At 68.5% G+C, this 24,462-nt stretch carries 23 protein-coding genes and 1 tRNA gene; 14 read left to right on the forward strand and 10 right to left on the reverse strand.

Annotation, left to right across the window (positions count from 1 at the left end; all coding sequences use genetic code 11):
• The first annotated feature begins 88 nt into the window (after positions 1-88).
• Both trxB and trxA read left to right on the forward strand, forming a co-directional pair.
• On the forward strand, positions 89-1,060 hold the full coding sequence (gene trxB, locus ACIG0D_RS18250) for a thioredoxin-disulfide reductase (RefSeq protein ID WP_399801644.1): 972 nt from the start codon (positions 89-91) through the stop codon (positions 1,058-1,060).
• 37 nt (positions 1,061-1,097) lie between these two features.
• A complete protein-coding gene (trxA, locus tag ACIG0D_RS18255) occupies positions 1,098-1,430 on the forward strand; it encodes a thioredoxin (protein WP_365757040.1) in 333 nt (110 codons plus the stop codon).
• 96 nt (positions 1,431-1,526) lie between these two features.
• Here the strand turns inward: trxA and ACIG0D_RS18260 are convergent, their stop codons facing one another.
• The 9 genes from ACIG0D_RS18260 to rpmH form a co-directional block, all read right to left on the reverse strand.
• Positions 1,527-2,144 carry a GNAT family N-acetyltransferase gene (locus ACIG0D_RS18260; protein WP_399801649.1) on the reverse strand — a complete coding sequence of 206 codons (618 nt, stop codon included), beginning with the start codon at positions 2,142-2,144 and terminating at the stop codon, positions 1,527-1,529.
• A gap of 162 nt (positions 2,145-2,306) precedes the next feature.
• Entirely contained in the window at positions 2,307-3,431 is a 1,125-nt protein-coding gene (locus tag ACIG0D_RS18265) for a ParB/RepB/Spo0J family partition protein (RefSeq protein WP_399801651.1), read from the reverse strand.
• The gene (locus ACIG0D_RS18270; protein ID WP_399801981.1) at positions 3,428-4,507 is read right to left on the reverse strand and encodes a ParA family protein; all 1,080 of its coding nucleotides are present in this window, start codon (positions 4,505-4,507) and stop codon (positions 3,428-3,430) included. Before ACIG0D_RS18270 ends, ACIG0D_RS18265 begins: the two co-directional genes overlap by 4 nt.
• Before the next feature lie 319 nt (positions 4,508-4,826).
• Positions 4,827-5,543 (reverse strand): 16S rRNA (guanine(527)-N(7))-methyltransferase RsmG, encoded by a 717-nt coding sequence (rsmG, locus tag ACIG0D_RS18275; RefSeq protein WP_365757034.1) that lies wholly within the window; start codon positions 5,541-5,543, stop codon positions 4,827-4,829.
• Between the two features lie 117 nt (positions 5,544-5,660).
• Positions 5,661-6,173 (reverse strand): protein jag, encoded by a 513-nt coding sequence (locus tag ACIG0D_RS18280; protein WP_399801654.1) that lies wholly within the window; start codon positions 6,171-6,173, stop codon positions 5,661-5,663.
• A gap of 15 nt (positions 6,174-6,188) precedes the next feature.
• Positions 6,189-7,460 (reverse strand): membrane protein insertase YidC, encoded by a 1,272-nt coding sequence (gene yidC, locus ACIG0D_RS18285; protein WP_399801657.1) that lies wholly within the window; start codon positions 7,458-7,460, stop codon positions 6,189-6,191.
• A gap of 3 nt (positions 7,461-7,463) precedes the next feature.
• On the reverse strand, positions 7,464-7,814 hold the full coding sequence (gene yidD, locus ACIG0D_RS18290; RefSeq protein WP_365757028.1) for a membrane protein insertion efficiency factor YidD: 351 nt from the start codon (positions 7,812-7,814) through the stop codon (positions 7,464-7,466).
• Positions 7,811-8,182 (reverse strand): ribonuclease P protein component, encoded by a 372-nt coding sequence (gene rnpA, locus ACIG0D_RS18295; RefSeq protein ID WP_365757026.1) that lies wholly within the window; start codon positions 8,180-8,182, stop codon positions 7,811-7,813. Before rnpA ends, yidD begins: the two co-directional genes overlap by 4 nt.
• Before the next feature lie 21 nt (positions 8,183-8,203).
• On the reverse strand, positions 8,204-8,341 hold the full coding sequence (gene rpmH, locus ACIG0D_RS18300; protein ID WP_003956500.1) for a 50S ribosomal protein L34: 138 nt from the start codon (positions 8,339-8,341) through the stop codon (positions 8,204-8,206).
• A gap of 395 nt (positions 8,342-8,736) precedes the next feature.
• On the opposite strand from rpmH, the gene dnaA reads away from it, so the two are divergent.
• The 11 genes from dnaA (at position 8,737) to ACIG0D_RS18355 (ending at position 23,293) form a co-directional block, all read left to right on the forward strand.
• Positions 8,737-10,695 carry a chromosomal replication initiator protein DnaA gene (gene dnaA, locus ACIG0D_RS18305; protein ID WP_399801661.1) on the forward strand — a complete coding sequence of 653 codons (1,959 nt, stop codon included), beginning with the start codon at positions 8,737-8,739 and terminating at the stop codon, positions 10,693-10,695.
• 925 nt (positions 10,696-11,620) lie between these two features.
• The gene (gene dnaN / locus ACIG0D_RS18310) at positions 11,621-12,751 is read left to right on the forward strand and encodes a DNA polymerase III subunit beta (protein ID WP_166000453.1); all 1,131 of its coding nucleotides are present in this window, start codon (positions 11,621-11,623) and stop codon (positions 12,749-12,751) included.
• Between the two features lie 215 nt (positions 12,752-12,966).
• Positions 12,967-13,842 carry a phosphogluconate dehydrogenase (NAD(+)-dependent, decarboxylating) gene (gnd, locus tag ACIG0D_RS18315; RefSeq protein WP_399801664.1) on the forward strand — a complete coding sequence of 292 codons (876 nt, stop codon included), beginning with the start codon at positions 12,967-12,969 and terminating at the stop codon, positions 13,840-13,842.
• An 87-nt stretch (positions 13,843-13,929) separates the two neighbouring features.
• The gene (recF, locus tag ACIG0D_RS18320; RefSeq protein ID WP_399801667.1) at positions 13,930-15,051 is read left to right on the forward strand and encodes a DNA replication/repair protein RecF; all 1,122 of its coding nucleotides are present in this window, start codon (positions 13,930-13,932) and stop codon (positions 15,049-15,051) included.
• Positions 15,048-15,578 carry a DUF721 domain-containing protein gene (locus ACIG0D_RS18325; protein WP_399801670.1) on the forward strand — a complete coding sequence of 177 codons (531 nt, stop codon included), beginning with the start codon at positions 15,048-15,050 and terminating at the stop codon, positions 15,576-15,578. Before recF ends, ACIG0D_RS18325 begins: the two co-directional genes overlap by 4 nt.
• 462 nt (positions 15,579-16,040) lie before the next feature.
• Positions 16,041-18,113, forward strand: a complete 2,073-nt coding sequence (gene gyrB, locus ACIG0D_RS18330) for a DNA topoisomerase (ATP-hydrolyzing) subunit B (protein ID WP_399801673.1) — start codon at positions 16,041-16,043, stop codon at positions 18,111-18,113.
• Positions 18,114-18,155: 42 nt separating this feature from the next.
• Positions 18,156-20,753 carry a DNA gyrase subunit A gene (gene gyrA / locus ACIG0D_RS18335; protein WP_399801676.1) on the forward strand — a complete coding sequence of 866 codons (2,598 nt, stop codon included), beginning with the start codon at positions 18,156-18,158 and terminating at the stop codon, positions 20,751-20,753.
• 18 nt (positions 20,754-20,771) lie between these two features.
• Positions 20,772-21,638, forward strand: coding sequence for a DUF3566 domain-containing protein (locus ACIG0D_RS18340; RefSeq protein WP_399801679.1), 867 nt, complete (start codon positions 20,772-20,774; stop codon positions 21,636-21,638).
• 100 nt (positions 21,639-21,738) lie between these two features.
• Positions 21,739-21,815: transfer RNA gene (locus ACIG0D_RS18345), tRNA-Ile, on the forward strand.
• 290 nt (positions 21,816-22,105) lie between these two features.
• The gene (locus ACIG0D_RS18350) at positions 22,106-22,567 is read left to right on the forward strand and encodes a lactococcin 972 family bacteriocin (protein ID WP_399801682.1); all 462 of its coding nucleotides are present in this window, start codon (positions 22,106-22,108) and stop codon (positions 22,565-22,567) included.
• Between the two features lie 114 nt (positions 22,568-22,681).
• Positions 22,682-23,293, forward strand: coding sequence for a DUF6518 family protein (locus ACIG0D_RS18355; protein ID WP_399801984.1), 612 nt, complete (start codon positions 22,682-22,684; stop codon positions 23,291-23,293).
• A gap of 215 nt (positions 23,294-23,508) precedes the next feature.
• Here ACIG0D_RS18355 and ACIG0D_RS18360 read toward each other — a convergent pair whose 3' ends face one another.
• The gene (locus tag ACIG0D_RS18360; RefSeq protein WP_399801684.1) at positions 23,509-23,889 is read right to left on the reverse strand and encodes a DUF6344 domain-containing protein; all 381 of its coding nucleotides are present in this window, start codon (positions 23,887-23,889) and stop codon (positions 23,509-23,511) included.
• Between the two features lie 340 nt (positions 23,890-24,229).
• On the opposite strand from ACIG0D_RS18360, the gene ACIG0D_RS18365 reads away from it, so the two are divergent.
• Positions 24,230-24,358 (forward strand): DLW-39 family protein, encoded by a 129-nt coding sequence (locus tag ACIG0D_RS18365; protein WP_003999697.1) that lies wholly within the window; start codon positions 24,230-24,232, stop codon positions 24,356-24,358.
• Positions 24,359-24,462 lie beyond the last annotated feature (104 nt).

Genomic DNA, 24,462 nt, shown 5'->3' on the forward strand with positions numbered 1-24,462 from the left:
GCCCCTTAGGATCCGTTGGGTGGGGTGAGAGTTCTGAAAGGGGCTCCCACCGGTCAAACGACGCCGTCCAGAGACGAGGAATCAAGCCGTGAGCGACGTCCGTAACGTGATCATCATCGGCTCCGGGCCCGCCGGCTACACCGCGGCGCTGTACACCGCGCGCGCGTCGCTGAAGCCGCTGGTGTTCGAGGGCGCCGTCACCGCGGGTGGTGCGCTGATGAACACCACCGAGGTGGAGAACTTCCCGGGCTTCCGAGACGGCATCATGGGCCCCGAGCTCATGGACAACATGCGCGCCCAGGCCGAGCGCTTCGGTGCCGAGCTCGTCCCGGACGACATCGTCTCCGTCGACCTGACCGGTGAGATCAAGACCGTCACGGACACCGCAGGTACCGTCCACAAGGCGAAGGCCGTCATCGTCGCCACCGGCTCCCAGCACCGCAAGCTCGGCCTGCCCAACGAGGACGCCATGTCCGGCCGTGGTGTCTCCTGGTGCGCCACCTGCGACGGCTTCTTCTTCAGGGACCACGACATCGCCGTGATCGGTGGCGGTGACACCGCGATGGAGGAGGCCACCTTCCTCTCGCGCTTCGCCAAGTCCGTGACGGTCGTCCACCGCCGGGACACCCTGCGCGCCTCCAAGGCGATGCAGGAGCGTGCCTTCGCCGACCCGAAGATCAAGTTCATTTGGGACAGCGAGGTCGCCGAGATCCAGGGGGGCCAGAAGCTGTCCGGGCTGAAGCTGCGCAACGTCAAGACCGGCGAGCTCTCGGATCTGCCGGTGACCGGCCTGTTCATCGCGATCGGCCACGACCCGCGCACCGAGCTCTTCAAGGGCCAGCTCGACCTGGACGAGGAGGGCTACCTGAAGGTGGACGCGCCCTCCACCCGGACGAACGTGACCGGTGTCTTCGCCGCCGGTGACGTGGTGGACCACACCTACCGCCAGGCGATCACCGCAGCCGGTACCGGCTGCTCCGCCGCTCTCGACGCCGAGCGCTTCCTCGCTGCCCTCGCGGACAACGAGCAGAAGGCCGAGCCCGAGAAGACCACTGTCTGACCATCCGCCCCACGCATCACCAGTTAAGGAGCCCGCCGTGGCCGGCACTCTCAAGAACGTGACCGACGACTCCTTCGAGCAGGACGTCCTCAAGAGCGACAAGCCCGTCCTGGTGGACTTCTGGGCCGCCTGGTGCGGTCCGTGCCGCCAGATCGCGCCGTCTCTCGAGGCGATCGCCGCCGAGTACGGCGACAAGATCGAGGTCGTCAAGCTGAACATCGACGAGAACCCGGGTACGGCCGCCAAGTACGGCGTCATGTCGATCCCGACGCTGAACGTCTACCAGGGCGGCGAGGTCGCGAAGACCATCGTCGGCGCCAAGCCGAAGGCCGCGATCATCCGCGACCTCGAGGACTTCATCGCCGAGTGACGCCCACGGGAAGCGATCGACGTTTCACGTGAAACACGAATGGGCCAGCCCGCACGGGCTGGCCCATTCGTATGAGAGAGCCAGGAAGGAGAGCCGTCAGAGCGGCCGGAGCGCCGGCTCCTTCTGTACGGCGCCCAGAAGCCGGTCCAGCGCCATCTCCACGTCTTCCTTCCAGGAGAGCGTCGTCCTCAGCTCCAGCCGCAGGCGCGGATACGTGGGGTGCTGCCGAACCGTCTTGAAGCCCACGGCGAGGAGATGGTCGGCGGGCAGCACACAGGCGGGCTCCTTCCAGCGTGCGTCGCCGAACGCCTCGATCGCCTTGAACCCTCGCCGGAGCAGATCCTTGGCGACCGTCTGCACCATCACACGGCCCAGCCCCTGCCCCTGGTAGCCCGGCATGATGAACCCCGTGATCAGCTGGACCGCGTCCGGCGAGACCGGGCTCGTGGGGAACGCCGTCGAACGCGGCACATAGGCCGGAGGCGCGTAGAGCACAAAGCCCACCGGATTGTCATCGACATAGACGACCCGGCCGCAGGAACCCCAGTCCAGGAGTACGGCGGAGATCCATGCTTCCTTCTCCACTTCCGCCGTGCCCGACTGCACCGCGGACTCACCGCTGACCGGGTCCAGCTCCCAGAAGACGCAGGTGCGGCAGCGCTTGGGCAGATCCTGAAGGTTGTCCAGCGTGAGCGGTACGAGCCGACGCCCCATGAAGGCTGTTCCTCGCTTCCTTCTCCGCTCCCCTACCCCCACGCATGGTATCCACGAAGCGATTCCATCGATACCGCCAAAAAGCAAAGTGCGGGCCGTGTTCCGGTACACACCGGACACGGCCCGCACAGGTCGTCGGACGAGACCGCCGACTGCGGAGGCTCAGTCCTCCGTCTCCTCGGCGTTGTTCTCCAGCAGGCTCTTCTGCAGGACCGGCCCCTCGCCGGGGGCCAGCGTGCTGAGGATGCGCTCAAGGTCCTCCACAGAGGCGAACTCGACGGTGATCTTGCCCTTCTTCTGGCCCAGGTCGACCTTCACCCGCGTCTCGAAACGATCGGAGAGCCGGGTGGCCAGCTCGTTCAGCGCCGGGGAAACCAGGGAGCCGGCCCGGGGGCCCTTGGCCCGCTGAGTCGTCTTGGGCCGCGACCCCATCAGGGTCACGATCTCCTCGACGGCCCGCACGGACAGCCCCTCGGCCACGATCCGGTGAGCCAGCCGGTCCTGCTCCTCCGAGTCCTCCACGGAGAGCAGAGCCCGGGCGTGCCCGGCGGAGAGCACTCCGGCGGCCACCCGGCGCTGCACCGCCGGCGAGAGCTTCAACAAACGCAGGGTGTTGGAGACCTGCGGGCGAGAGCGACCGATGCGGTCCGCCAGCTGGTCGTGCGTGCAGTTGAAGTCCTTCAGCAGCTGGTCGTAGGCAGCCGCCTCTTCCAGCGGGTTCAGCTGCGCGCGATGCAGGTTCTCCAGGAGAGCGTCGAGGAGAAGCTTCTCGTCCTCCGTCGCCCGCACGATCGCAGGGATCGCTTCCAGACCCGCCTCACGGCAGGCCCGCCACCGCCGCTCGCCCATGATGAGCTCGTACTGGCCGGGGCCCAGCTGCCGTACGACGACCGGCTGGAGCAGGCCGACCTCCTTGATGGAGGTGACCAGCTCGGCCAGCGCGTCCTCGTCGAAGACCTCACGCGGCTGCCGGGGGTTGGGCTTGATGGCGTCGAGCGGGATCTCGGCGAAGTGGGCGCCCATCGGGGGAGCGGGAATGTCCCCGGCGCCGTTGACCGACGGCTCCTCGGTTTCACGTGAAACAGGCGGCAGCGTGGCCACCTTCGCGGCGGCCACCCCCCGGTCGCTCGTCAGCACCGGAACGGCCGCAGGAGACGTCGAAGCAGCGACCCCCGCAGCACCCCCCACGGCACCCGCCATCGCGGTCTGCGCCGGCGTCTTCTCGGTCGGGGCCGCAGGGATCAATGCCCCGAGTCCACGGCCCAGCCCCCTCCGTCGCTCGCTCACTGGATCCCCTCCACCATGCTCTGGTCGTTCTGAGCGCCGATGTGCGCGTGCGTCCCGTCATAGCTGACGCTGACGCCGGCGCCCCTCAGCGCGATTTCTCGTGCCGCCTCAAGATAGGAGAGGGCACCGCTCGATCCGGGATCGTAGGTCAGCACCGTCTGCCCATAGCTCGGCGCCTCGGAGATACGGACCGAGCGGGGAATGCTCGTCCGCAGCACCTCGTCGCCGAAGTGGTTGCGCACCTCTTCCGCGACCTGGGACGCAAGGCGCGTCCGGCCGTCGTACATGGTGAGCAGGATCGTCGATACATGCAGGGTGGGGTTGAGGTGCCCCCGCACCAGGTCGACATTGCGCAGCAGCTGACCCAGGCCCTCCAGCGCGTAGTACTCGCACTGGATCGGGATCAGGACCTCCTGACCGGCGACCAGCGCGTTGACCGTCAACAGGCCCAGCGACGGCGGGCAGTCGATGAGGATGTAGTCCAGCGGCTGCTCGTACGCCTGGATCGCCCGCTGAAGACGGCTCTCCCGTGCCACCAGGGACACCAGCTCGATCTCCGCACCGGCGAGATCGATCGTGGCGGGGGCACAGAAGAGACCTTCGACGTCGACGACCGGCTGGACGACCTCCGAGAGCGGCTTGCTCTCGACCAACACGTCGTAGATGGAAGGAACTTCGGCGTGGTGGTCGATCCCCAGAGCAGTGGACGCGTTGCCCTGCGGATCGAGGTCGATGACCAGGACCCGGCTGCCGTGCAGAGCCAGCGAAGCGGCGAGGTTGACGGTCGTCGTGGTCTTGCCCACGCCGCCCTTCTGGTTCGCGACCACGATGACGCGGGTCTGCTCGGGCCGTGGCAGGCCCTCGCCTGCGCGGCCCAGAGCCTCGACCGCCAGTTGGGCAGCACGACCGATGGGAGTGTCGTCCATCGGAGGCGGTGTTTCACGTGAAACATCCGCTCCCGTCGACTCGGTACGGGGACCGGGGACCGGATCGGTCATCGGTCCCGCGATGTTGGCGTCGGACCGCAAGGATTCACTCTCCTCGACTTCAGGCTCGCGATGAACAGAGCCTCCCATGCCTTCGGTGTCGTGAACCAGTGAGGCCTGGTCTTCTGTGGAGAAATCCACCTCTGTGGACAACTCCGTGCCCCCGGAGAGGGATGGGGCGTCGGAGGGAGTAGGGGCATCGGAGGAAACAGGAGCCTCGCCGAGAGACCCGAGAGGCTTACGGTCGCGGGGTTCGGCCGCAGCGCGGCCGCGGCTGATGATGCCGTGCAGCAGTGAGCGACGTTTCACGTGAAACACGATGCACAGCGGCTGCGGCCGAACTGCCGCGACACTCCGTGATGCGTAGGTTTGGCAGCTTGTGTGGAGTACGTGTCGTCGAACGGGTCGATCAGCGACGCCTGCGGGTCCGTCCCGTCCGGGCCGCCTTGGCGCGCTTGGCTGCGAAGCGGACGCCGCCCGGGCTCTCGCCGACCTCCACGCGCACGACCGTGGACATCGGATCGACGATCCCCTCACCCACATGCAGGATCGAGGTCTCGACCGCGCCGAGCTTGCTCAGCGCGCTGGCCGCCGCCTTGAGCTCCTCCTCGGCGGTGTCACCCTTGAGCGCCAGCATCTCGCCGTAGGGGCGCAGCAGCGGGATGCCCCAGGCGGCCAGCCGGTCCAGCGGGGCCACGGCTCGGGCCGTGACCACATGGACCGGGGGCAGCTTGCCCATGACCTCCTCGGCACGGCCGCGGACCACCGTCACATGGTCCAGGCCCAGCAGCTCCACGACCTCGGTGAGGAAGTTGGTGCGCCGCAGCAGCGGCTCCAAGAGCGTGATCTTCAGGTCCTCCCGGACCAGCGCCAGCGGGATCCCGGGCAGGCCGGCGCCCGAGCCGACGTCGCACACCGTCACACCCTCGGGCACGACCTCGGAGAGCACCGCACAGTTCAGCAGGTGCCTCTCCCACAGGCGGGGCACCTCACGCGGGCCGATGAGCCCCCGCTGCACTCCTGCCTCGGCGAGGAGCTCGGCGTATCGGACCGCATCCGCGAAGCGATCGCCGAATACGTCACGAGCCTGCTCGGGAGCAGGGGGGAGCTCAGCTGCCTCCGTCACGGGGACCGTCCTTCCTACCGCATCGGCGCGCCGGGCGCCGACCTCCAGAACTACCAGGCTGACAAAGTTCGGCCCCGCCTGCGCAACAGACGGGGCCGGAGGAACGTGCGTACCGAATCAGTCGGGCAACACGACGACGAAGCGCTGCGGCTCCTCGCCCTCGGACTCGCTGCGCAGTCCGGCGGCCTTGACCGCGTCGTGCACGACCTTGCGCTCGAACGGCGTCATCGGCTTCATCCTGACCGGCGAGCCGCTGCTCTTGGCCTCGGCGGCGGCCTTGGCGCCCAGCTCGGACAGCTCGGAGCGCTTCTTGGCGCGGTAGCCGGCGATGTCGAGCATCAGGCGGCTGCGGTCCCCGGTCTCCCGGTGCACGGCCAGACGGGTGAGCTCCTGGAGCGCCTCCAGGACCTCGCCGTCGTGGCCGACCAGCTTCTGCAGATCACGGCTGCCCGTGTCGCTGATGATCGAGACAGAGGCGCGGTCGCCCTCGACGTCCATGTCGATGTCACCGTCGAGGTCGGCGATGTCCAGCAGACCCTCAAGGTAGTCCGCCGCGATCTCACCCTCCTGCTCCAGGCGGGTCAGGGTGTCTGCACCCTCGGCAGCGGCGGAGATGGTGCCTTCCGTCACGGGATGGACTCCTTCTTACTTCTTGGACGGGGACTTGGGCCGCTGCGGACCCTTGCGCTGGCCGGACTGGGCCCGGCTGCGGGAGCCGCCGGACTTGGACGCCGCCTTCCCGGCGGAGTCCGCGGACGTGTCGTCCTGCGGCTCGTCGGACTTGGTCAGCGACGTCTTCTCACCGCCACCGGCCGGCTTGGGGCCACCGGCCTGGCGCTTGGACTTGGGCTGCCGCTTGGGCTGCTGGCGCCGCACAGCGGCGGTGGCGGTCGTCGTACCGTCCTCGTTCTCCGCGACGACGGTGGTCTCGCTCTTCACCACGGAGCCGTCGGGCTGGGCCGCGAGCCCGGCCTTGCTGAGGCCGTTGATGAACTTGCGCTCGTACTCGTTGCGGTCGCGGCCCTTGGCGACGATGGCCTTCACGATGGCGCGCTCACGCCGACTGCGGGTCTTGCCGTGGTGGGTGACGTGCTTGTAGAGGCGCTCCAGGTGGGCGGCCTGGGCCTTGGAACCCGGGGTCGGGTTGTTATGGATGACGTACATCTGCTGGCCCATGGTCCACACGTTGGTGGTCAGCCAGTAGACGAGGACACCGACCGGGAAGTTGATGCCGAAGACGGCGAAGATGACGGGGAAGACGTACATCAGCATCTTCTGCTGCTGCATGAACGGCGTCTTCACCGTCGTGTCGACGTTCTTCATCATCAGCTGGCGCTGCGTGTAGAACTGCGACAGCGACATCAAGACGATCATGAGCGCGGTGACGATCCGCACGTCGGTAATCGAGGAGCCGAGCGCTTCGACCTTGCTCGAGCTGTCGGTGAACTTCGCGGCGAGCGGGGCGCCGAAGATATGGGCCTTCTGCGCGCTCTCCAGCAGCCGGTCGTTGATCACGCCGATGGTGTCGTTCGACGCGATGCTGTTGAGCACGTGGTACAGGGCGAAGAAGAACGGCGACTGCGCCAGGATGGGAAGGCACGAGGAGAGCGGGTTGGTGCCCGTCTCCTTGTACAGCTTCATCATCTCTTCGGACTGGCGCTGCCGGTCGTTCTTGTAGCGCTCCTGGATCTTCTTCATCTCCGGCTGGAGCGTCTGCATGGCCCGGGTCGCCTTGATCTGCTTCACGAAGAGCGGGATCAGGCAGATACGGATCAGGATCACCAGGGACACGATGGACAGGCCCCAGGCCCAGCCCGTGTCAGGGCCGAAGATCGCACCGTACAGCGAGTGGAACTGGACGATGACCCACGAGACGGGTGTGGTGATGAAGCTGAAGAGGCTGGCAATCGTGTCCACTAATCATGCTCCTTGGGCATGGGACGAGGTCTCTGCGGCCGGGCTCGAGACATTGTCTTCGGTGGCCGTTTCGGCGGCGGAGGGCCCGCCCTTCCGTGCGCGCCAGGCGTCGCGCAGCATCTCGTGCCACCGGGGGCGCTTGCGCGGCGGGACATGGTCCACACCGCCCAGCGACCACGGATTGCAACGCAGGATGCGCCAGGCCGTGAGTGCGGTGCCCTTGAGAGCCCCGTGTCGGTCGATGGCCGTGTAGCCGTAGTGGGAACACGACGGGTAGTACTTGCACACCGGCCCGAGCAGCGGGCTGATGGTCCACTGGTAGAGCTTGATCAGCGCCAGCAGCGGGTACTTCATCGCGCGCCCCCTCCCAGCAGCCGCTGCAGAGCGGCGTCCAGGTCTCGGGCCAGTTGGGCGTGGTCGGCGTCACCCGCTCCGGGCAACGCGCGTACGACTACCAGGCTACCGGGGGGCAGCTGGGCGACTCGGTCGCGCATCAGATGGCGAAGTCTGCGCTTCACCTTGTTGCGCACGACCGCACCGCCCACGGCCTTGCTCACGACGAAACCCGCACGCGTCGGGGGAGCGCTCTCCCCAGGCGCGTGCGGGTCCGTGGCACCGCTTCGAAGGTGGACGACGAGGAGTGGGCGTCCGGCCCGGCGTCCTCGTCGTACCGCGGTCGCGAAGTCCTCGCGCCGCCTCAGCCGGTTCTCGGTGGGCAGCACGACGGCATGACCTGACCGGGATCAGGCGGACAGACGGGCGCGACCCTTGCTACGGCGGGACGCGAGAATCGCGCGGCCGGCACGGGTGCGCATACGCAGCCGGAAGCCGTGGGTCTTCGCGCGACGACGGTTGTTCGGCTGGAAGGTGCGCTTGCTCACTCGGGGGCTCCAGAAAGAAATCGGTGGTGGCGGGGTGCCGTCCTGGCTGTCACCGTGCGCCCACGAGTAGCTCGCGTTACGCCCGAGTGCACCGCTTTCCGATCACCGGACTACCCCCGCGCTGGCGGGGACGTGATCTGTGCCCATCGGAGGCAGGCGGCAGCAGCCATCGACAACTCGACCTGGTTACGGTACGCGGGGCTACGCCATCCGGTCAAACCGGCGGTGGGTGGGGGACACTATCCACAGGCTGGGGACAACAACTTGAACCGCAGCGGTCGCCCTGACTACCGTGGCTGGACTCCGATTCGTTCCCTTATCCCTACCCACCCGGTTTTTCATCCCGACCCGTCCCACAACCACACGTTCGTGGGACCTGTGAGAGAGCGTGCCCTGTGGCTGACGTACCTGCCGATCTTGCCGCAGTGTGGCCACGTGTACTCGAGCAGCTCCTCGGCGAGGGCCGCGGGCAGGGGGTCGAGGCCAAGGACGAGCACTGGATCCGGCGCTGCCAGCCGCTGGCGCTGGTCGCCGACACCGCGCTGCTCGCCGTACCGAACGAGTTCGCCAAGGGTGTGCTGGAGGGCCGCCTCGCACCAGTCGTCAGCGAGACGCTGAGCCGCGAGTGCGGCCGTCCGATCCGGATCGCGATCACCGTCGACGACTCCGCGGGCGAGCCTCCGGCCCCGCCGGCGCCTCCCGCCCAGCTGCGCTACGAGGAGCAGCCCGAGCTTCCGTCGGGCCCGTACGAGGGGGGATACGGCCGCCACCGCGCGGAGCCCCTGCCGGGCACCGGCGACGACCAGCTCCCCACCGCCCGCCCCGCCTACCCGGCGGAGTACCAGCGCCCGGAGCCGGGCGCCTGGCCGCGGCCGGGGCAGGACGAGTACGGCTGGCAGCAGCAGCGCCTCGGCTTCCCCGAGCGCGACCCGTACGCGACGCCGCCGCAGGACGCGTACCGCTCCCGCGCCCAGGACTCCTACGGGCCGCCCGCCCAGGAGTCGTACGGGTCCTCCGGGAACGACACCTACGGGTCCCCGGGCTCCGAGGGCTACGGCGGCAAGCCGGGCGAGGGCTACGGGAGGCCGTCCCAGGACTACCGCCCACAGGGTGTGGACCGGCCGCCGTACGAGCAGCAGCGCTCCGACTACGAACCGTCTCGCGGCGACTACGACCAGCAGGGTGCCCGCCGGGACCTGCCCGAGCAGTCGGGCGGAGGCCCCGTGCACCGTGGTCCGGCCGGCACCGCGCTGCCCTCCGCGAGCGGTGCCCCCGGCCCGCTGGCCGCGCAGCCCGCCCCGGCGACCGGACCCGGCGAGCCGACCGCGCGGCTGAACCCGAAGTACCTCTTCGACACCTTCGTCATCGGCGCCTCGAACCGCTTCGCGCACGCCGCGGCGGTCGCCGTCGCCGAGGCGCCCGCGAAGGCGTACAACCCGCTGTTCATCTATGGCGAGTCCGGGCTCGGCAAGACGCATCTGCTGCACGCGATCGGGCACTACGCGCGCAGCCTCTACCCGGGCACGCGCGTGCGGTACGTGAGCTCGGAGGAGTTCACCAACGAGTTCATCAACTCCATCCGCGACGGCAAGGGCGACAGCTTCCGCAAGCGCTACCGGGAGATGGACATCCTGCTCGTCGACGACATCCAGTTCCTCGCGGACAAGGAGTCGACGCAGGAGGAGTTCTTCCACACCTTCAACACGCTGCACAACGCGAACAAGCAGATCGTGCTGTCCTCCGACCGGCCGCCGAAGCAGCTGGTCACGCTGGAGGACCGGCTGCGCAACCGTTTCGAGTGGGGTCTGATCACGGACGTCCAGCCGCCCGAGCTGGAGACGCGGATCGCGATCCTGCGCAAGAAGGCGGTGCAGGAGCAGCTGAACGCGCCGCCGGAGGTGCTGGAGTTCATCGCGTCCCGGATCTCGCGCAACATCCGCGAGCTGGAGGGCGCGCTGATCCGGGTGACGGCGTTCGCGTCGCTCAACCGGCAGCCGGTGGACCTGGGCCTGACGGAGATCGTCCTGAAGGACCTGATCCCCGGCGGCGAGGACTCGGCGCCCGAGATCACCTCGACGGCGATCATGAGCGCCACCGCGGACTACTTCGGGCTGACCGTGGAGGACCTGTGCGGCACCTCGCGCGGGCGCGCGCTGGTCACCGCACGGCAGATCGCCATGTACCTGTGCCGTGAGCTGACGGATCTGTCGCTGCCGAAGATCGGCGCGCTGTTCGGCGGCCGGGACCACACCACGGTCATGCACGCCGACCGCAAGATCCGCAATCTGATGGCCGAGCGGCGCTCCATCTACAACCAGGTGACCGAGCTGACGAACCGCATCAAGAACGGCTGACAGCGCCGTCCACGGCCCCGAGGGCGCCCCCGGAGGAGATCCGGGGGCGCCCTTCGTCGTGACCGGGGACGCCCTTCGTCATGCCCAGAAGCGCCGTCCGGAGGCCCGCAGCCGCGCCGCCGCCGCTCCCGCCGGCCACCCGCTGTTCGATTACCTGCCGGGTTACGGCCACTCTCCACAGATTCGGCGACTTTTTTCCGTCCACACGCTGGGGACTGCCGAGTTGTCCAGATCGCATCCACAGGCGAGCCTGTTGAAGGACCATCAGACCAGGTCAGCGGGTTGTGGATCCGTGGACGAACGATCTCCACAGGTTGTGGACAACGCGGTGGTCCACAACCTGTGCACGGAGTTGTCCACGGGCAACCCACAGCCTGGGGGCGGTTGTCCCCAGCGATCCCCAGCTTCTCCACATGGCTGTCCACTGTTCGGCAACCCGACGCACCTCCTCACCGCGTCGAGTGAAAGCCGTCACACCAAGGTGCCGGATTGGGCTGTGGGAAAGCTGGGTAAAACTGGGGACGCCGCTGGGGAGAACTCGCCCCGGCCTGTGCATGGGGTGTGCAGAACTTTCTTTTCTCCACAGAGACCCCCGGTTGTCCACCGGTGCCGCCCACAGGCCCCGTGGACAAAATCTCCGCTCTGAGCTGGGCAAACGAAGTTATCCACGGTATCCACAGGCCCTACTACTACGAACGACTAGAGAGAGCGCTGAATCCGTTTCGAAGTGGGCCCTGTGCACAACTCGCTCTGCGTTGCCCGGCTGCCCCTCGGCACGACTTGACCCCGAGAGGCACCTACTGTCAGTGCGGTGCGTCAGACTGGTGCCCGGTGTCCTTCCCCTCCCCGGGGCCGGTGACACCGAGACAGACGACGAAGGCGAAGCAGGGCGAGAAGCGCCGGCAACAGCAGGAGGCGGCTTACGGTGAAGATCCGGGTGGAACGCGACGTACTCGCGGAGGCAGTGGCCTGGGCGGCGCGCAGCCTCCCGGCCCGTCCGCCGGCGCCTGTCCTCGCCGGCCTGCTCCTGAAGGCCGAGGACGGCCAGCTGAGCCTGTCCAGCTTCGACTACGAGGTCTCCGCGCGTGTCAGCGTCGAGGCCGAGGTCGAGGAGGAGGGCACGGTGCTGGTCTCCGGCCGCCTGCTCGCCGACATCTCCCGCGCGCTCCCCAACCGCCCGGTGGAGATTTCCACAGACGGTGTACGGGCGACCGTGGTCTGCGGCTCCTCCCGCTTCACCCTCCACACCCTGCCGGTGGAGGAGTACCCGGCGCTGCCGCAGATGCCGAACGCCACGGGCACCGTCCCCGGCGAGGTCTTCGCCTCCGCCGTGCAGCAGGTCGCCATCGCCGCTGGCCGCGACGACACGCTGCCCGTCCTCACCGGTGTGCGCATCGAGATCGAGGGCGACACGGTCACGCTGGCCTCCACCGACCGCTACCGCTTCGCGGTCCGCGAGTTCCTGTGGAAGCCGGAGAACCCGGACGCCTCCGCGGTCGCCCTGGTGCCCGCCAAGACGCTCCTGGACACCGCGAAGTCCCTGGGCGCCGGTGACAGCGTCACCCTGGCGCTCTCCGGCTCCGGCGCGGGCGAGGGTCTGATCGGTTTCGAGGGCGCCGGCCGCCGTACGACCACGCGGCTGCTGGAGGGCGACCTCCCGAAGTACCGGACGCTGTTCCCGACGGAGTTCAACTCCGTCGCCGTGATCGAGACCGCCCCCTTCGTGGAGGCCGTCAAGCGTGTGGCCCTGGTCGCCGAGCGGAACACCCCGGTGCGGCTCAGCTTCGAGCAGGGCGTGCTCATCCTGGAGGCCGGCTCCAGCGACGACGCACAGGCTGTGGAAAGGGTCGACGCCCAGCTGGAGGGCGACGACATCTCGATCGCCTTCAACCCGACCTTCCTGCTGGACGGTCTGAGCGCGATCGACTCCCCGGTGGCCCAGCTGTCCTTCACCACGTCCACCAAGCCCGCGCTGCTCAGCGGCAAGCCGGCGCTGGACGCGGAGGCGGACGAGGCCTACAAGTACCTGATCATGCCGGTCCGGCTCAGCGGCTGACCCTTCGTCCACGTTCCGGTCGGACCCTTCGTCCACAGCCCCTCCACAGCGAGGAAACCGCAGGTCAGGGGCTGTGTCCGAATGAGCGCTCAGGCCCACAGGTGTGCACAGGTGTCCGGGTTTAGGCTCGGACACGAGTACGACGGTGCCGTGGCGGAAAACCGCCCGGCGCGCCGTACCGCCACGCCACCTCGGACACCTAAGGAACACAACTGATGGAGCTCGGTCTCATCGGCCTCGGCAAGATGGGCGGCAACATGCGCGAGCGGATCCGCCGCGCGGGCCACACCGTCGTCGGATACGACCGCAATCCGGACCTCGCCGATGTCCACAGCCTGGAAGAGCTTGTGGGCAAGCTCAGCGGACCGCGCGTGGTCTGGGTCATGGTCCCGGCCGGCGAGGCCACCCAGTCGACCATCGACCGGCTCGCCGAGCTGCTGGAGCCCGGCGACATCGTCGTGGACGGCGGAAACTCCCGCTGGACGGACGACGAGAAGCACGCCGCCCAGCTCGCCGCGAAGGGCATCGGCTTCGTGGACTGCGGTGTCTCGGGCGGTGTCTGGGGCCTGGAGAACGGCTACGCGCTGATGTACGGCGGCGACGCCGAGCACGTCGCCAGGGTGCAGCCGATCTTCGACGCGCTCAAGCCGGAGGGCGACTTCGGCTCGGTGCACGCCGGCAAGGTCGGCGCGGGCCATTTCGCGAAGATGGTCCACAACGGCATCGAGTACGCCATGATGCAGGCCTACGCCGAGGGCTGGGAGCTGCTGGAGAAGGTCGACTCCGTGGAGAACGTCCGCGAGGTCTTCCGCTCCTGGCAGGAGGGCACGGTCATCCGTTCCTGGCTGCTCGACCTGGCGGTCAACGCCCTCGACGAGGACGAGCACCTGGACCGGCTGCGCGGTTACGCACAGGACTCCGGCGAGGGCCGCTGGACCGTGGAGGCCGCCATCGACAACGCCGTGCCGCTGCCCGCGATCACGGCCTCCCTGTTCGCGCGGTTCGCCTCGCGGCAGGACGACTCGCCGCAGATGAAGATGATCGCCGCGCTGCGCAACCAGTTCGGCGGCCACGCGGTCGAGAAGAAGTAGTCCACACCCTGGGGAAACCCGGGGGCACTGAGGGAAACCCCGGGGACGACCCGGGGAGATCCACGCCGGAGGAGGTCGGCGACCGCCATGCACGTCACGCATCTGTCGCTGGCCGACTTCCGCTCGTACGCCCGGGCCGAGGTCTCGCTCGACCCGGGCGTCACCGCGTTCGTCGGCCCCAACGGCCAGGGCAAGACGAACCTCGTCGAGGCCGTCGGCTATCTCGCCACCCTCGGCAGCCACCGCGTCTCCTCCGACGCCCCCTTGGTCCGCATGGGCGCCGAACGGGCGGTGATCCGCGCGCAGGTCCGGCAGGGGGACCGGCAGCAGCTGATCGAGCTGGAACTGAACCCCGGCAGGGCCAACCGCGCCCGCATCAACCGCTCCTCGCAGGTCAGACCCCGCGACGTACTGGGCATCCTGCGCACCGTGCTGTTCGCGCCGGAGGACCTGGCGCTGGTGAAGGGCGACCCCGGGGAACGGCGCCGCTTCCTCGACGAGCTGATCACCGCCCGCTCCCCGCGCATGGCCGGCGTGCGCTCGGACTACGACCGGGTCCTCAAGCAGCGCAACACCCTGCTGAAGACGGCCGCGCTCGCCCGCCGCCACGGCGGCCGTTCCATGGACCTGTCCACCCTCGACGTCTGGGACCAGCACCTCGCCCGCGCGGGCGCCGAACTCCTCGCCCAGCGCCTGGACCTGATCAACGCCATCCAGCCGCTCGCCGACAAGGCGTACGAGCAGCTGGCCCCCGGCGGCGGCCCGGTCGCCCTGGAGTACAAGCCGTCCGCACCGGGCGAGGCCCACACCCGTGAAGCGCTGTTCGAGCAGCTGATGGCGGCACTCGCCGACGTGCGCAAGCAGGAGATCGAGCGCGGCGTCACCCTCGTCGGGCCCCATCGCGACGATCTGCTGCTCAAGCTCGGCGAACTGCCCGCCAAGGGGTACGCCTCGCACGGCGAGTCCTGGTCCTACGCGCTGGCGCTGCGCCTGGCCTCCTACGACCTGCTGCGCGCGGAGGGCAACGAGCCGGTGCTGATCCTCGACGACGTCTTCGCCGAGCTGGACGCCCGCCGCCGGGAGCGGCTGGCCGAGCTGGTCGCGCCCGGCGAGCAGGTCCTGGTGACGGCGGCGGTCGACGACGACGTACCGCACGTCCTGAGCGGGGCCCGGTACGCCGTGGCCGGCGGGACGGTGGAACGCGTATGACCGACCAGGCACCGAAGCGGGCCCCCGAACCCTCCGGCGTCGACCTCGCGCGTGTGGCGCTGCGGGCCGCGAAGGAGGCGGCACGCGCGCGTGGGGACGCGGCGCAGCAGAAGAAGCAGGCGCGCCGCGGCGGCGGTCTGCGCTCCGGGGCGCGCGCCGACGGCCGCGATCCGATGGCGCTCGGCTCGGCGATCAACCGGCTGATCACCGAGCGGGGCTGGGAGGCGCCGGCCGCGGTGGGCGGGGTGATGGGCCGCTGGCCGGAGATCGTCGGCGAGAACGTGGCCAAGCACTGCGTCCCGGAGAGGTATGACGAGGACGAGCGGGTGCTGGTCGTGCGCTGCGACTCCACGGCCTGGGCGACGAACCTGCGGCTGCTGGCTCCGCAGCTGGTCGCGCGCCTGAACGAGGACCTGGGCCACGGCAGGGTCCGGATGATCAAGGTGCTCGGTCCCGGCGGCCCGGCCCGCCGCTACGGCCCGCTGCGCGCGCCCGGCAGCACCGGGCCCGGCGACACCTACGGCTGAGCATCCCGCCCCTGAGTACCGGGCACCTCGCCCCGTGCCTCGCGAGCACCACGGCACCACCTTCCCCGCACCCACCGATCTCACGTGACTGAGATCACGTCGCTGTGCCCCACGCATCCCGTTTTCCACAGCAGTCACTGCCTTGTCGTACAACCGCACGCGCATGCGATTTTCGACCTGACCGGGGAGTAGCTATGGGTTGACGGCTCGAAGCGCTGGGTGCCTCTGTGAGCCTCTTGGAGACCCCTTCCGTATATCGGGACCCGATCGAGGACGGTTCAGGGCGGCACATGAGGACTCAGGTACCGGCAAACCCCCAGCGATGTCAGTGCTACCGGTAGACTGGAAGACAATCCCGCCCCGAACGTGGGGACCGCCCGGGAAACGCTGAGCAACGCTGATCAAGGCTTACCAACGCAACATGCCGCAGCCGCTCCGGCAACCCGCCGACGAGCCCGGCTCGTGCTGTGCCAGAAAGGGCGCTTCGTGGCCGATTCCGGCAACCCCAACGAGAACATCCCGTCCACCGAGGCCGCGGCCGAAGGCACCGAGGCCTCCGTCTCGACCTCGTACGACGCCAGTGCCATCACCGTCCTCGAGGGTCTGGACGCGGTCCGCAAGCGACCCGGTATGTACATCGGTTCCACCGGTGAGCGCGGCCTGCACCACCTCGTGTACGAGGTCGTCGACAACTCCGTCGACGAGGCCCTGGCCGGCCACGCGGACACGATCGACGTCACGATCCTCGCCGACGGCGGCGTACGCGTCGTCGACAACGGCCGTGGCATCCCGGTCGGCATCGTCCCCTCCGAGGGCAAGCCGGCCGTCGAGGTCGTGCTGACCGTCCTCCACGCGGGCGGCAAGTTCGGCGGCGGCGGCTACGCGGTCTCCGGTGGTCTGCACGGTGTCGGCGTCTCGGTCGTGAACGCGCTGTCGAGCAAGGTCTCCGTCGAGGTCAAGACGGACGGCCACCGCTGGACGCAGGACTACAAGATGGGCGTCCCGACCGCCCCCCTGGCCAAGCACGAGCCCACCGACGAGACCGGCACCTCGGTCACCTTCTGGGCCGACGGCGACATCTTCGAGACCACCGAGTACTCGTTCGAGACGCTGTCGCGGCGCTTCCAGGAGATGGCGTTCCTCAACAAGGGACTGACCATCAGGCTCACCGACGAGCGCGAGTCGGCGAAGGCCACGGCCGGCGCGGACGAGGCGGGCGCGGACGAGAAGCACGAGCCGAAGACCGTCACGTACCACTACGAGGGCGGCATCGTCGACTTCGTGAAGTACCTCAACTCCCGCAAGGGAGACGTGGTGCACCCCACCGTCATCGACCTGGAGGCGGAGGACAAGGAGAAGTCCCTGTCCCTCGAGGTCGCGATGCAGTGGAACAGCGGCTACAGCGAGGGCGTCTACTCCTTCGCCAACATCATCCACACCCACGAGGGCGGCACCCACGAAGAGGGCTTCCGCGCGGCGCTGACGAACCTGATCAACAAGTACGCGCGCGACAAGAAGCTGCTCCGCGAGAAGGACGACAACCTCACGGGTGACGACATCCGCGAGGGTCTGACCGCGATCATCTCGGTCAAGCTGAGCGAGCCCCAGTTCGAGGGCCAGACCAAGACCAAGCTGGGCAACACCGAGGCGAAGACCTTCGTCCAGAAGGCGGTCTACGAGCACCTCAGCGACTGGCTGGACCGCAACCCGAACGAGGCCGCGGACATCGTCCGCAAGGGCATCCAGGCGGCCACCGCGCGCGTGGCGGCCCGCAAGGCCCGCGACCTGACCCGCCGCAAGGGCCTGCTGGAGACCGCGTCGCTGCCGGGCAAGCTGGCCGACTGCCAGTCCAACGACCCGGCCAAGTGCGAGATCTTCATCGTCGAGGGTGACTCCGCCGGCGGCTCGGCCAAGTCCGGCCGCAACCCGGAGTACCAGGCGATCCTCCCGATCCGAGGCAAGATCCTCAACGTCGAGAAGGCGCGGATCGACAAGATCCTGCAGAACCAGGAGATCCAGGCGCTCATCTCCGCCTTCGGCACCGGAGTCCACGAGGACTTCGACATCGAGAAGCTGCGCTATCACAAGATCATCCTGATGGCGGACGCCGACGTCGACGGCCAGCACATCAACACCCTGCTGCTGACCTTCCTGTTCCGCTTCATGCGGCCGCTGGTCGAGGCGGGCCACGTCTTCCTGTCCCGTCCCCCGCTCTACAAGATCAAGTGGGGCCGGGAGGACGTCGAGTACGCGTACTCCGACCGCGAGCGCGACGCGCTCATCGAGATGGGCCGCCAGCGCGGCAAGCGCATCCGCGAGGACTCGATCCAGCGCTTCAAGGGTCTCGGCGAGATGAACGCCGAGGAGCTGCGCGTGACGACCATGGACCAGGAGCACCGCGTCCTCGGCCAGGTCACCCTCGACGACGCCGCCCAGGCCGACGAGCTGTTCTCGGTCCTCATGGGCGAGGACGTCGAGGCCCGCCGCCAGTTCATCCAGCGCAACGCCAAGGACGTCCGCTTCCTCGACATCTGAGTCGGTCTCAGCTGACCGCACCAGGAAGGATCTTCACCAGCAATGGCCGACGAGAACACTCCCGTCACCCCCGAGGCAGAGGGCGGCGACATCGCGATGCGGATCGAGCCCGTCGGGCTCGAGACGGAGATGCAGCGCTCCTACCTCGACTACGCGATGTCCGTCATCGTCTCGCGTGCGCTGCCGGACGTCCGGGACGGCCTCAAGCCCGTCCACCGCCGCGTGCTGTACGCCATGTACGACGGCGGGTACCGCCCCGAGCGCGGCTTCTACAAGTGCGCGCGCGTGGTCGGCGACGTCATGGGCAACTACCACCCCCACGGCGACAGCTCCATCTACGACGCCCTGGTCCGCCTCGCCCAGCCCTGGGCGATGCGCATGCCGCTCGTCGACTCCAACGGCAACTTCGGCTCGCCGGGCAACGACCCGGCGGCGGCCATGCGCTACACCGAGTGCAAGATGGCGCCGCTGTCGATGGAGATGGTCCGCGACATCGACGAGGAGACCGTCGACTTCACGGACAACTACGACGGCCGCTCCCAGGAGCCGACCGTCCTGCCCTCCCGCTTCCCGAACCTGCTGATCAACGGCTCGGCCGGTATCGCGGTCGGCATGGCGACCAACATCCCGCCGCACAACCTGCGCGAGGTCGCCGCCGGCGCCCAGTGGTACCTGGAGCACCCCGAGGCCTCCCACGAGGAGCTGCTGGACGCGCTCATCGAGCGCATCAAGGGCCCCGACTTCCCGACCGGCGCGCTCGTCGTCGGCCGCAAGGGCATCGAGGAGGCGTACCGCACCGGCCGCGGCTCCATCACCATGCGCGCGGTCGTCGAGGTCGAGGAGATCCAGAACCGCCAGTGCCTGGTCGTCACGGAGCTGCCGTACCAGGTCAACCCCGACAACCTCGCGCAGAAGATCGCCGACCTGGTGAAGGACGGCAAGATCGGCGGCATCGCCGACGTCCGCGACGAGACGTCGTCCCGCACGGGCCAGCGCCTGGTGATCGTCCTCAAGCGGGACGCGGTCGCCAAGGTCGTCCTGAACAACCTGTACAAGCACACCGACCTGCAGACGAACTTCGGCGCCAACATGCTGGCGCTGGTCGACGGCGTCCCGCGCACGCTGTCCCTCGACGCGTTCATCCGCCACTGGGTGACGCACCAGATCGAGGTCATCGTCCGCCGTACGCGCTTCCGGCTGCGCAAGGCCGAGGAGCGCGCCCACATCCTGCGCGGCCTCCTCAAGGCCCTGGACGCCATCGACGAGGTCATCGCGCTGATCCGGCGCAGCGACACCGTCGACGTCGCGCGCACGGGCCTGATGGAGCTCCTGGAGATCGACGAGATCCAGGCCAACGCCATCCTCGAGATGCAGCTCCGCCGCCTCGCGGCCCTGGAGCGGCAGAAGATCGTCCAGGAGCACGACGAGCTCCAGGCGAAGATCAGCGAGTACAACGAGATCCTGGCCTCGCCGGTCCGCCAGCGCGGCATCGTCAGCGAGGAGCTGGCCGCGATCGTCGAGAAGTACGGCGACGACCGCAAGACCCAGCTGGTGCCCTACGACGGTGACATGTCCATCGAGGACCTGATCGCCGAGGAGGACATCGTCGTCACCGTCACGCGCGGCGGCTACGTCAAGCGGACCAAGACGGACGACTACCGCGCCCAGAAGCGCGGCGGCAAGGGCGTACGCGGCGCGAAGCTGAAGGAAGACGACATCGTCGACCACTTCTTCGTCTCCACCACGCACCACTGGCTGCTGTTCTTCACCAACAAGGGCCGGGTCTACCGCGCGAAGGCCTACGAGCTGCCGGACGCCGGCCGCGACGCGCGCGGGCAGCACGTCGCTAACCTGCTGGCCTTCCAGCCGGACGAGGCGATCGCCGAGATCCTCGCGATCCGCGACTACGAGGCGGCGCCCTATCTGGTCCTGGCGACCAAGGCCGGCCTGGTGAAGAAGACCCCGCTGAAGGACTACGACTCCCCGCGTTCGGGTGGTGTCATCGCCATCAACCTGCGCGAGCGGGAGGACGGCTCGGACGACGAGCTGATCGGCGCCGAGCTGGTCTCGCCCGACGACGATCTGCTGCTCATCAGCAAGAAGGCGCAGTCGATCCGGTTCACGGCGACGGACGAGGCGCTGCGCCCGATGGGCCGTGCCACCTCGGGCGTCAAGGGCATGAGTTTCCGCGAGGGAGACGAACTGCTCTCGATGAATGTTGTTCGACCCGGTACGTTCGTGTTCACTGCCACAGACGGCGGGTACGCGAAGCGGACCGCTGTCGACGAGTACCGCGTCCAGGGACGCGGCGGCCTCGGCATCAAGGCCGCCAAGATCGTCGAGGACCGCGGTTCGCTCGTCGGTGCGCTGGTGGTCGAGGAGACCGACGAGATCCTCGCCATCACGCTGTCCGGCGGTGTGATTCGCACGCGAGTCAACGAGGTCAGGGAGACGGGCCGTGACACCATGGGCGTCCAACTGATCAATCTGGGCAAGCGCGATGCCGTGGTCGGCATCGCACGTAACGCCGAGGCGGGACGCGAGGCGGAGGAGGTCGACGGCGACGTGGCCGTCGACGAGACCGCCGAGGGTGCCGCGACGACCGGCACGGACGAGGGTGAGGCGCCCTCGGCCGAGTAGCACGAGGAGTGAGTCAGCGTGAGCGGAGCCACGGGCGCCGGATCGGCCGGTACCTCGACGGGTCATACGACCGGTCAGGAAACGGACGGCGGGGGCCGTGGCTCCGCCGCGCAGGCGGCGGATCCGCAGACGACCAATCTGAAGGCCATCACGTCGCCGGTGAACGCCGAGGAAGCCTCCGACGCGACCGAAGCGACCGACGCCGATGCCGCCAAGAGCGGCAGGAGCGGCCGGGGCCGCCGCGGCGGCAGGGCCGCCAAGGACGCGAAGAGCGCGAAGAACGCGAACACCTCGCCCTCGCCTGACACGCATGGATCCCAGGGGGGAACTGTGACGGACACCCGAGGCCCGCAGACCCAGCAGCCGGGGGCCTCGCCGCTGCCCGGGGAACGGCAGCCGCAGCAGCCCTCCGGGCCGTACCACCCGCCGCAGGCCTACCCGGCGGGCCAGCCGGCGCAGAGCGCGGCGGGCAGCGCCGTACGCCGGCCGCGCACCGGGGCGCGCACCACCCCGCGCGTCCGCAAGGCGCGGCTGCGGGTGGCCAAGGCCGACCCGTGGTCGGTGATGAAGGTCAGCTTCCTGCTGTCGATCGCGCTGGGCATCTGCACGATCGTGGCGGCGGCCGTGCTGTGGATGGTCATGGACGCGATGGGCGTCTTCTCGACCGTCGGCGGCACCATCTCGGAGGCCACCGGGTCGAACGAGTCGAACGGCTTCGACCTCCAGGCGTTCCTGTCGCTGCCCAACGTGCTGCTGTTCACGTCGATCATCGCAGTGATCGACGTCGTCCTCGCGACGGCCCTCGCCACCCTCGGTGCGTTCATCTACAACCTCTCCGCGGGCTTCGTGGGCGGTGTGGAGCTGACGCTCGCCGAGGACGAGTGAGCGGTTCCCGGGCCCTCGACGGCCATCGATTTTGGGACTGGCCCGGTCGTGCGCTAATCTTCAGGAGTCAGCGCGCGGGACACACACCGCAGAGCGCGGCGGGGCTATAGCTCAGTTGGTTAGAGCGCATCCCTGATAAGGATGAGGCCACAGGTTCAAATCCTGTTAGCCCCACCAGCACGAAGACCCCCGGTCCGATGGACCGGGGGTCTTCGGCGTTCTGCGACGTCTACGCGTCTACGGCATCTTCCGTCGGCAGGCCGTCTCGGCGCGGTTGATCGACGCGTGCGGGGGATCTGCCCGAAAAAGGGATTTGCGTCCGTATTGGGCGCATTAAATCGTGGGGGAATTTCTCGCCAAGATCGTTTACAGTAGGTCTTGATCGTTCGAGATCACCGCAAGGGCTGTGTGCGTTTTTTACCGCACGGACCAGCAGCCCTTTTTGTTGACGGGGAGAAAATTTAAAAATGAAGAAGTCCGTGAAGAATATAGCCATCGCCGCTTCCGCGACGGCTTTCATCGGGACATTCGTCGCGGCGGCGCCCGCGACCGCGGCCAACCCGGCTCCGGCTCCGGTCCAGGTCCGCACTTTCACCGCCGACAGCGGCGTCAAGCCTCCGGCGGAGCTCATCGGCCCGAACGGTGAGAAGCCCAGCGAGTGGGGCGTGGTGAGCTACCCCGCCGGCGCCAAGGGTCTGAAGACCCCGCGGGTGAGCAAGGGCGGCGGTACCTGGAACTACGGCACCACCCTCGACGGTGCCTACAAGGGCTGCTACTCCAACTACATCCACCCGACCAAGAAGCACTCGGCCAGCGTCTCCATCGCGAACGCCACCGACAAGGACATCCGCGAGAAGGACATCTGGGCCAAGGCCTACGCCAAGGCCGGGGCCGCCCACACCTGCAACGCGTACTGGGGTGTCTACTAGGCACGGCCTCTGACCCGGCGCACTGATCCATGTCCTGGCCGGCCGCCGTCTCGGCGGTGCGGGCCAGGGCATGGTTTGTTTCTGCCCCATCCCCCCCACCGCAAGGGTGTGCTCGTGCGTTCCTCTTTTCCGAGATTGACACTGGTCTTCGCCTTTTCCGTCGCCGTGGGAATTCTCGGCCCCCTGCTCGGCCCGGTGAGCGGGCCGGTGAGCCAGGTCGTTTCCGACACATTGAGTGCCGGGTGGGCGTATGCCGCGGTCGCCTATGCGGCCGGAATGGCGAGCCGGACGAAAAAAGGAGCCGCCGTTCTCGGCGTGGCCTCGCTCTGGGTGTGCGTGACGGTCTACTACCTGACGAAGGCCGCGCAGGGCGATTACCTGAAGGCGGACCTCGGCGACCCCACCGGGAAGACCGAGTACTTCGCCTGGGGCGAGCTCCTGTCCATGATCGGGCTGTGGGCCGTCTTCGCCTGCCTCCTGGGGCCCGTCTGCGGAGTCGCCGGAAGGGCCTCCCTCAGCGGTCCCTACCCGCTCCTCTCCCGGCTCCTGCTGCCGGTCGTGATCGTCGTCGAGACGACCATGCGTCTGTCCCATCCCGCGCCTCTGCAGGACCAGTCGGTGGTGACCATGTGGCACGTCACGCGCGTGCTCGCGATCGCCCTCGCCGTCGCCGTGGTCGTCAGGGGGCTCTGGAAGGGGAGGGCGTCCGTACGGCAGGCGGGGTGAGGCGACGTACGCGACGCACGAAGGCCCGGTCACCGAGGGGGGTGACCGGGCCGCTTCGTGAGGGCGTACGCAATTCGCCGTGCTGACAGGTGGAGAAGGAGGATCGGGAGTTCAGGAGGGTTCAGGGGGCTCCGCGGGGGAGCCGGAAGGTTGCAGAGGGCTCAGCGGGGGAGCCGGAAGTTTCAGGGGCTCCGCGCGGGCGCCGGTGGTGGCGCTCAGCGCTGGAGGGGTGGGGCGACGGCTACGTCCGGATCGGTCGAGGACTCATCGGTCACGGGAGCGCAGTCGGTGGTCGCGGGGGCCGCGTCGGCGAGGGGGCGGTGCCGGCAGCTCGGGGAGGAGCCGTGGGCCTCGGCCCGGATCCGCTGTTTCATCGTGGGGGGCAGGGACCTGGCGTGGGCCCAGGCCCAGGGGGACATCGCCGGTGTCGCCGGTGTCGTGACCGGGGCGGTGGCGCCCTTGCCGCTGTTGCGGGCCGAGTCGGTCTGGGGTACGGCCGCGGCGGCGGTCGTGGTGACGAGTCCGAGCGCCGTGAACAGCGCGAGGAAGGCGGTGACGAAGGCGGTCCACAGCTTCATGACCGTGGTGCGGGCCATGGCCCCTCACTTTCGGGTTGGGCGATTTGCGTACTTTCCTCATGATGTGTATGGGGGCTGCGAAGTGGTGGACCGACGCCCGTGGCGCGTCGATGTTCAGATGAACACCACTCGTATGGGCGCAAGGGCGCCGGAGGAGTTCCGGAGGGGCGGCAAATCACCCGTGTTGTCACGATCCGTAATGGTGTGATCACCGTGCGATCGGAAGAGCTTTTTCCGCTTCTACGGCGGTGTGGTGGACGGGAGTTGAGCCCGGGACGCAGGTCACCGATCGATATCGGTCGGTGTGTATAGTCGGGCGCCAGAGGTCCCCTACGTCAAGGAAAGACGAGGTAGCGCGGTGAAGAAGCTTCTCCTGGTCGCACTGGCCGCCATCGGCGGGCTCCTCGTGTACCGCCAGATCCAGGCGGATCGCGCCGAGCAGGATCTGTGGACGGAGGCGACTGACTCCGTGCCCACGGGTTCGTGACCACCGACATACCCTTCCGAGCATTCGGAACCGGAACAGTCTGAACAGACCCCGGCCGCCTCGCGGTCGGGGTTTCGTGTGTGGACGGCGAGGACGCCTGGGTA

The sequence above is a fragment of the Streptomyces sp. NPDC052773 genome (assembly GCF_044547145.1).
Lineage (GTDB): Bacteria > Actinomycetota > Actinomycetes > Streptomycetales > Streptomycetaceae > Streptomyces.

What these genes read in the sequence shown, in the direction of transcription:
- ACIG0D_RS18260 (WP_399801649.1), bottom strand. Translation starts at nt 2,144, where the DNA reads ATGGGGCGTCGGCTCGTACCGCTCACGCTGGACAACCTTCAGGATCTG.
- ACIG0D_RS18350 (WP_399801682.1), top strand. Translation starts at nt 22,106, where the DNA reads ATGAAGAAGTCCGTGAAGAATATAGCCATCGCCGCTTCCGCGACGGCT.
- gyrA (WP_399801676.1), top strand. Translation starts at nt 18,156, where the DNA reads ATGGCCGACGAGAACACTCCCGTCACCCCCGAGGCAGAGGGCGGCGAC.
- yidD (WP_365757028.1), bottom strand. Translation starts at nt 7,814, where the DNA reads ATGAAGTACCCGCTGCTGGCGCTGATCAAGCTCTACCAGTGGACCATC.
- ACIG0D_RS18270 (WP_399801981.1), bottom strand. Translation starts at nt 4,507, where the DNA reads ATGGGAGGCTCTGTTCATCGCGAGCCTGAAGTCGAGGAGAGTGAATCC.
- recF (WP_399801667.1), top strand. Translation starts at nt 13,930, where the DNA reads ATGCACGTCACGCATCTGTCGCTGGCCGACTTCCGCTCGTACGCCCGG.
- gnd (WP_399801664.1), top strand. Translation starts at nt 12,967, where the DNA reads ATGGAGCTCGGTCTCATCGGCCTCGGCAAGATGGGCGGCAACATGCGC.
- ACIG0D_RS18360 (WP_399801684.1), bottom strand. Translation starts at nt 23,889, where the DNA reads ATGGCCCGCACCACGGTCATGAAGCTGTGGACCGCCTTCGTCACCGCC.
- ACIG0D_RS18325 (WP_399801670.1), top strand. Translation starts at nt 15,048, where the DNA reads ATGACCGACCAGGCACCGAAGCGGGCCCCCGAACCCTCCGGCGTCGAC.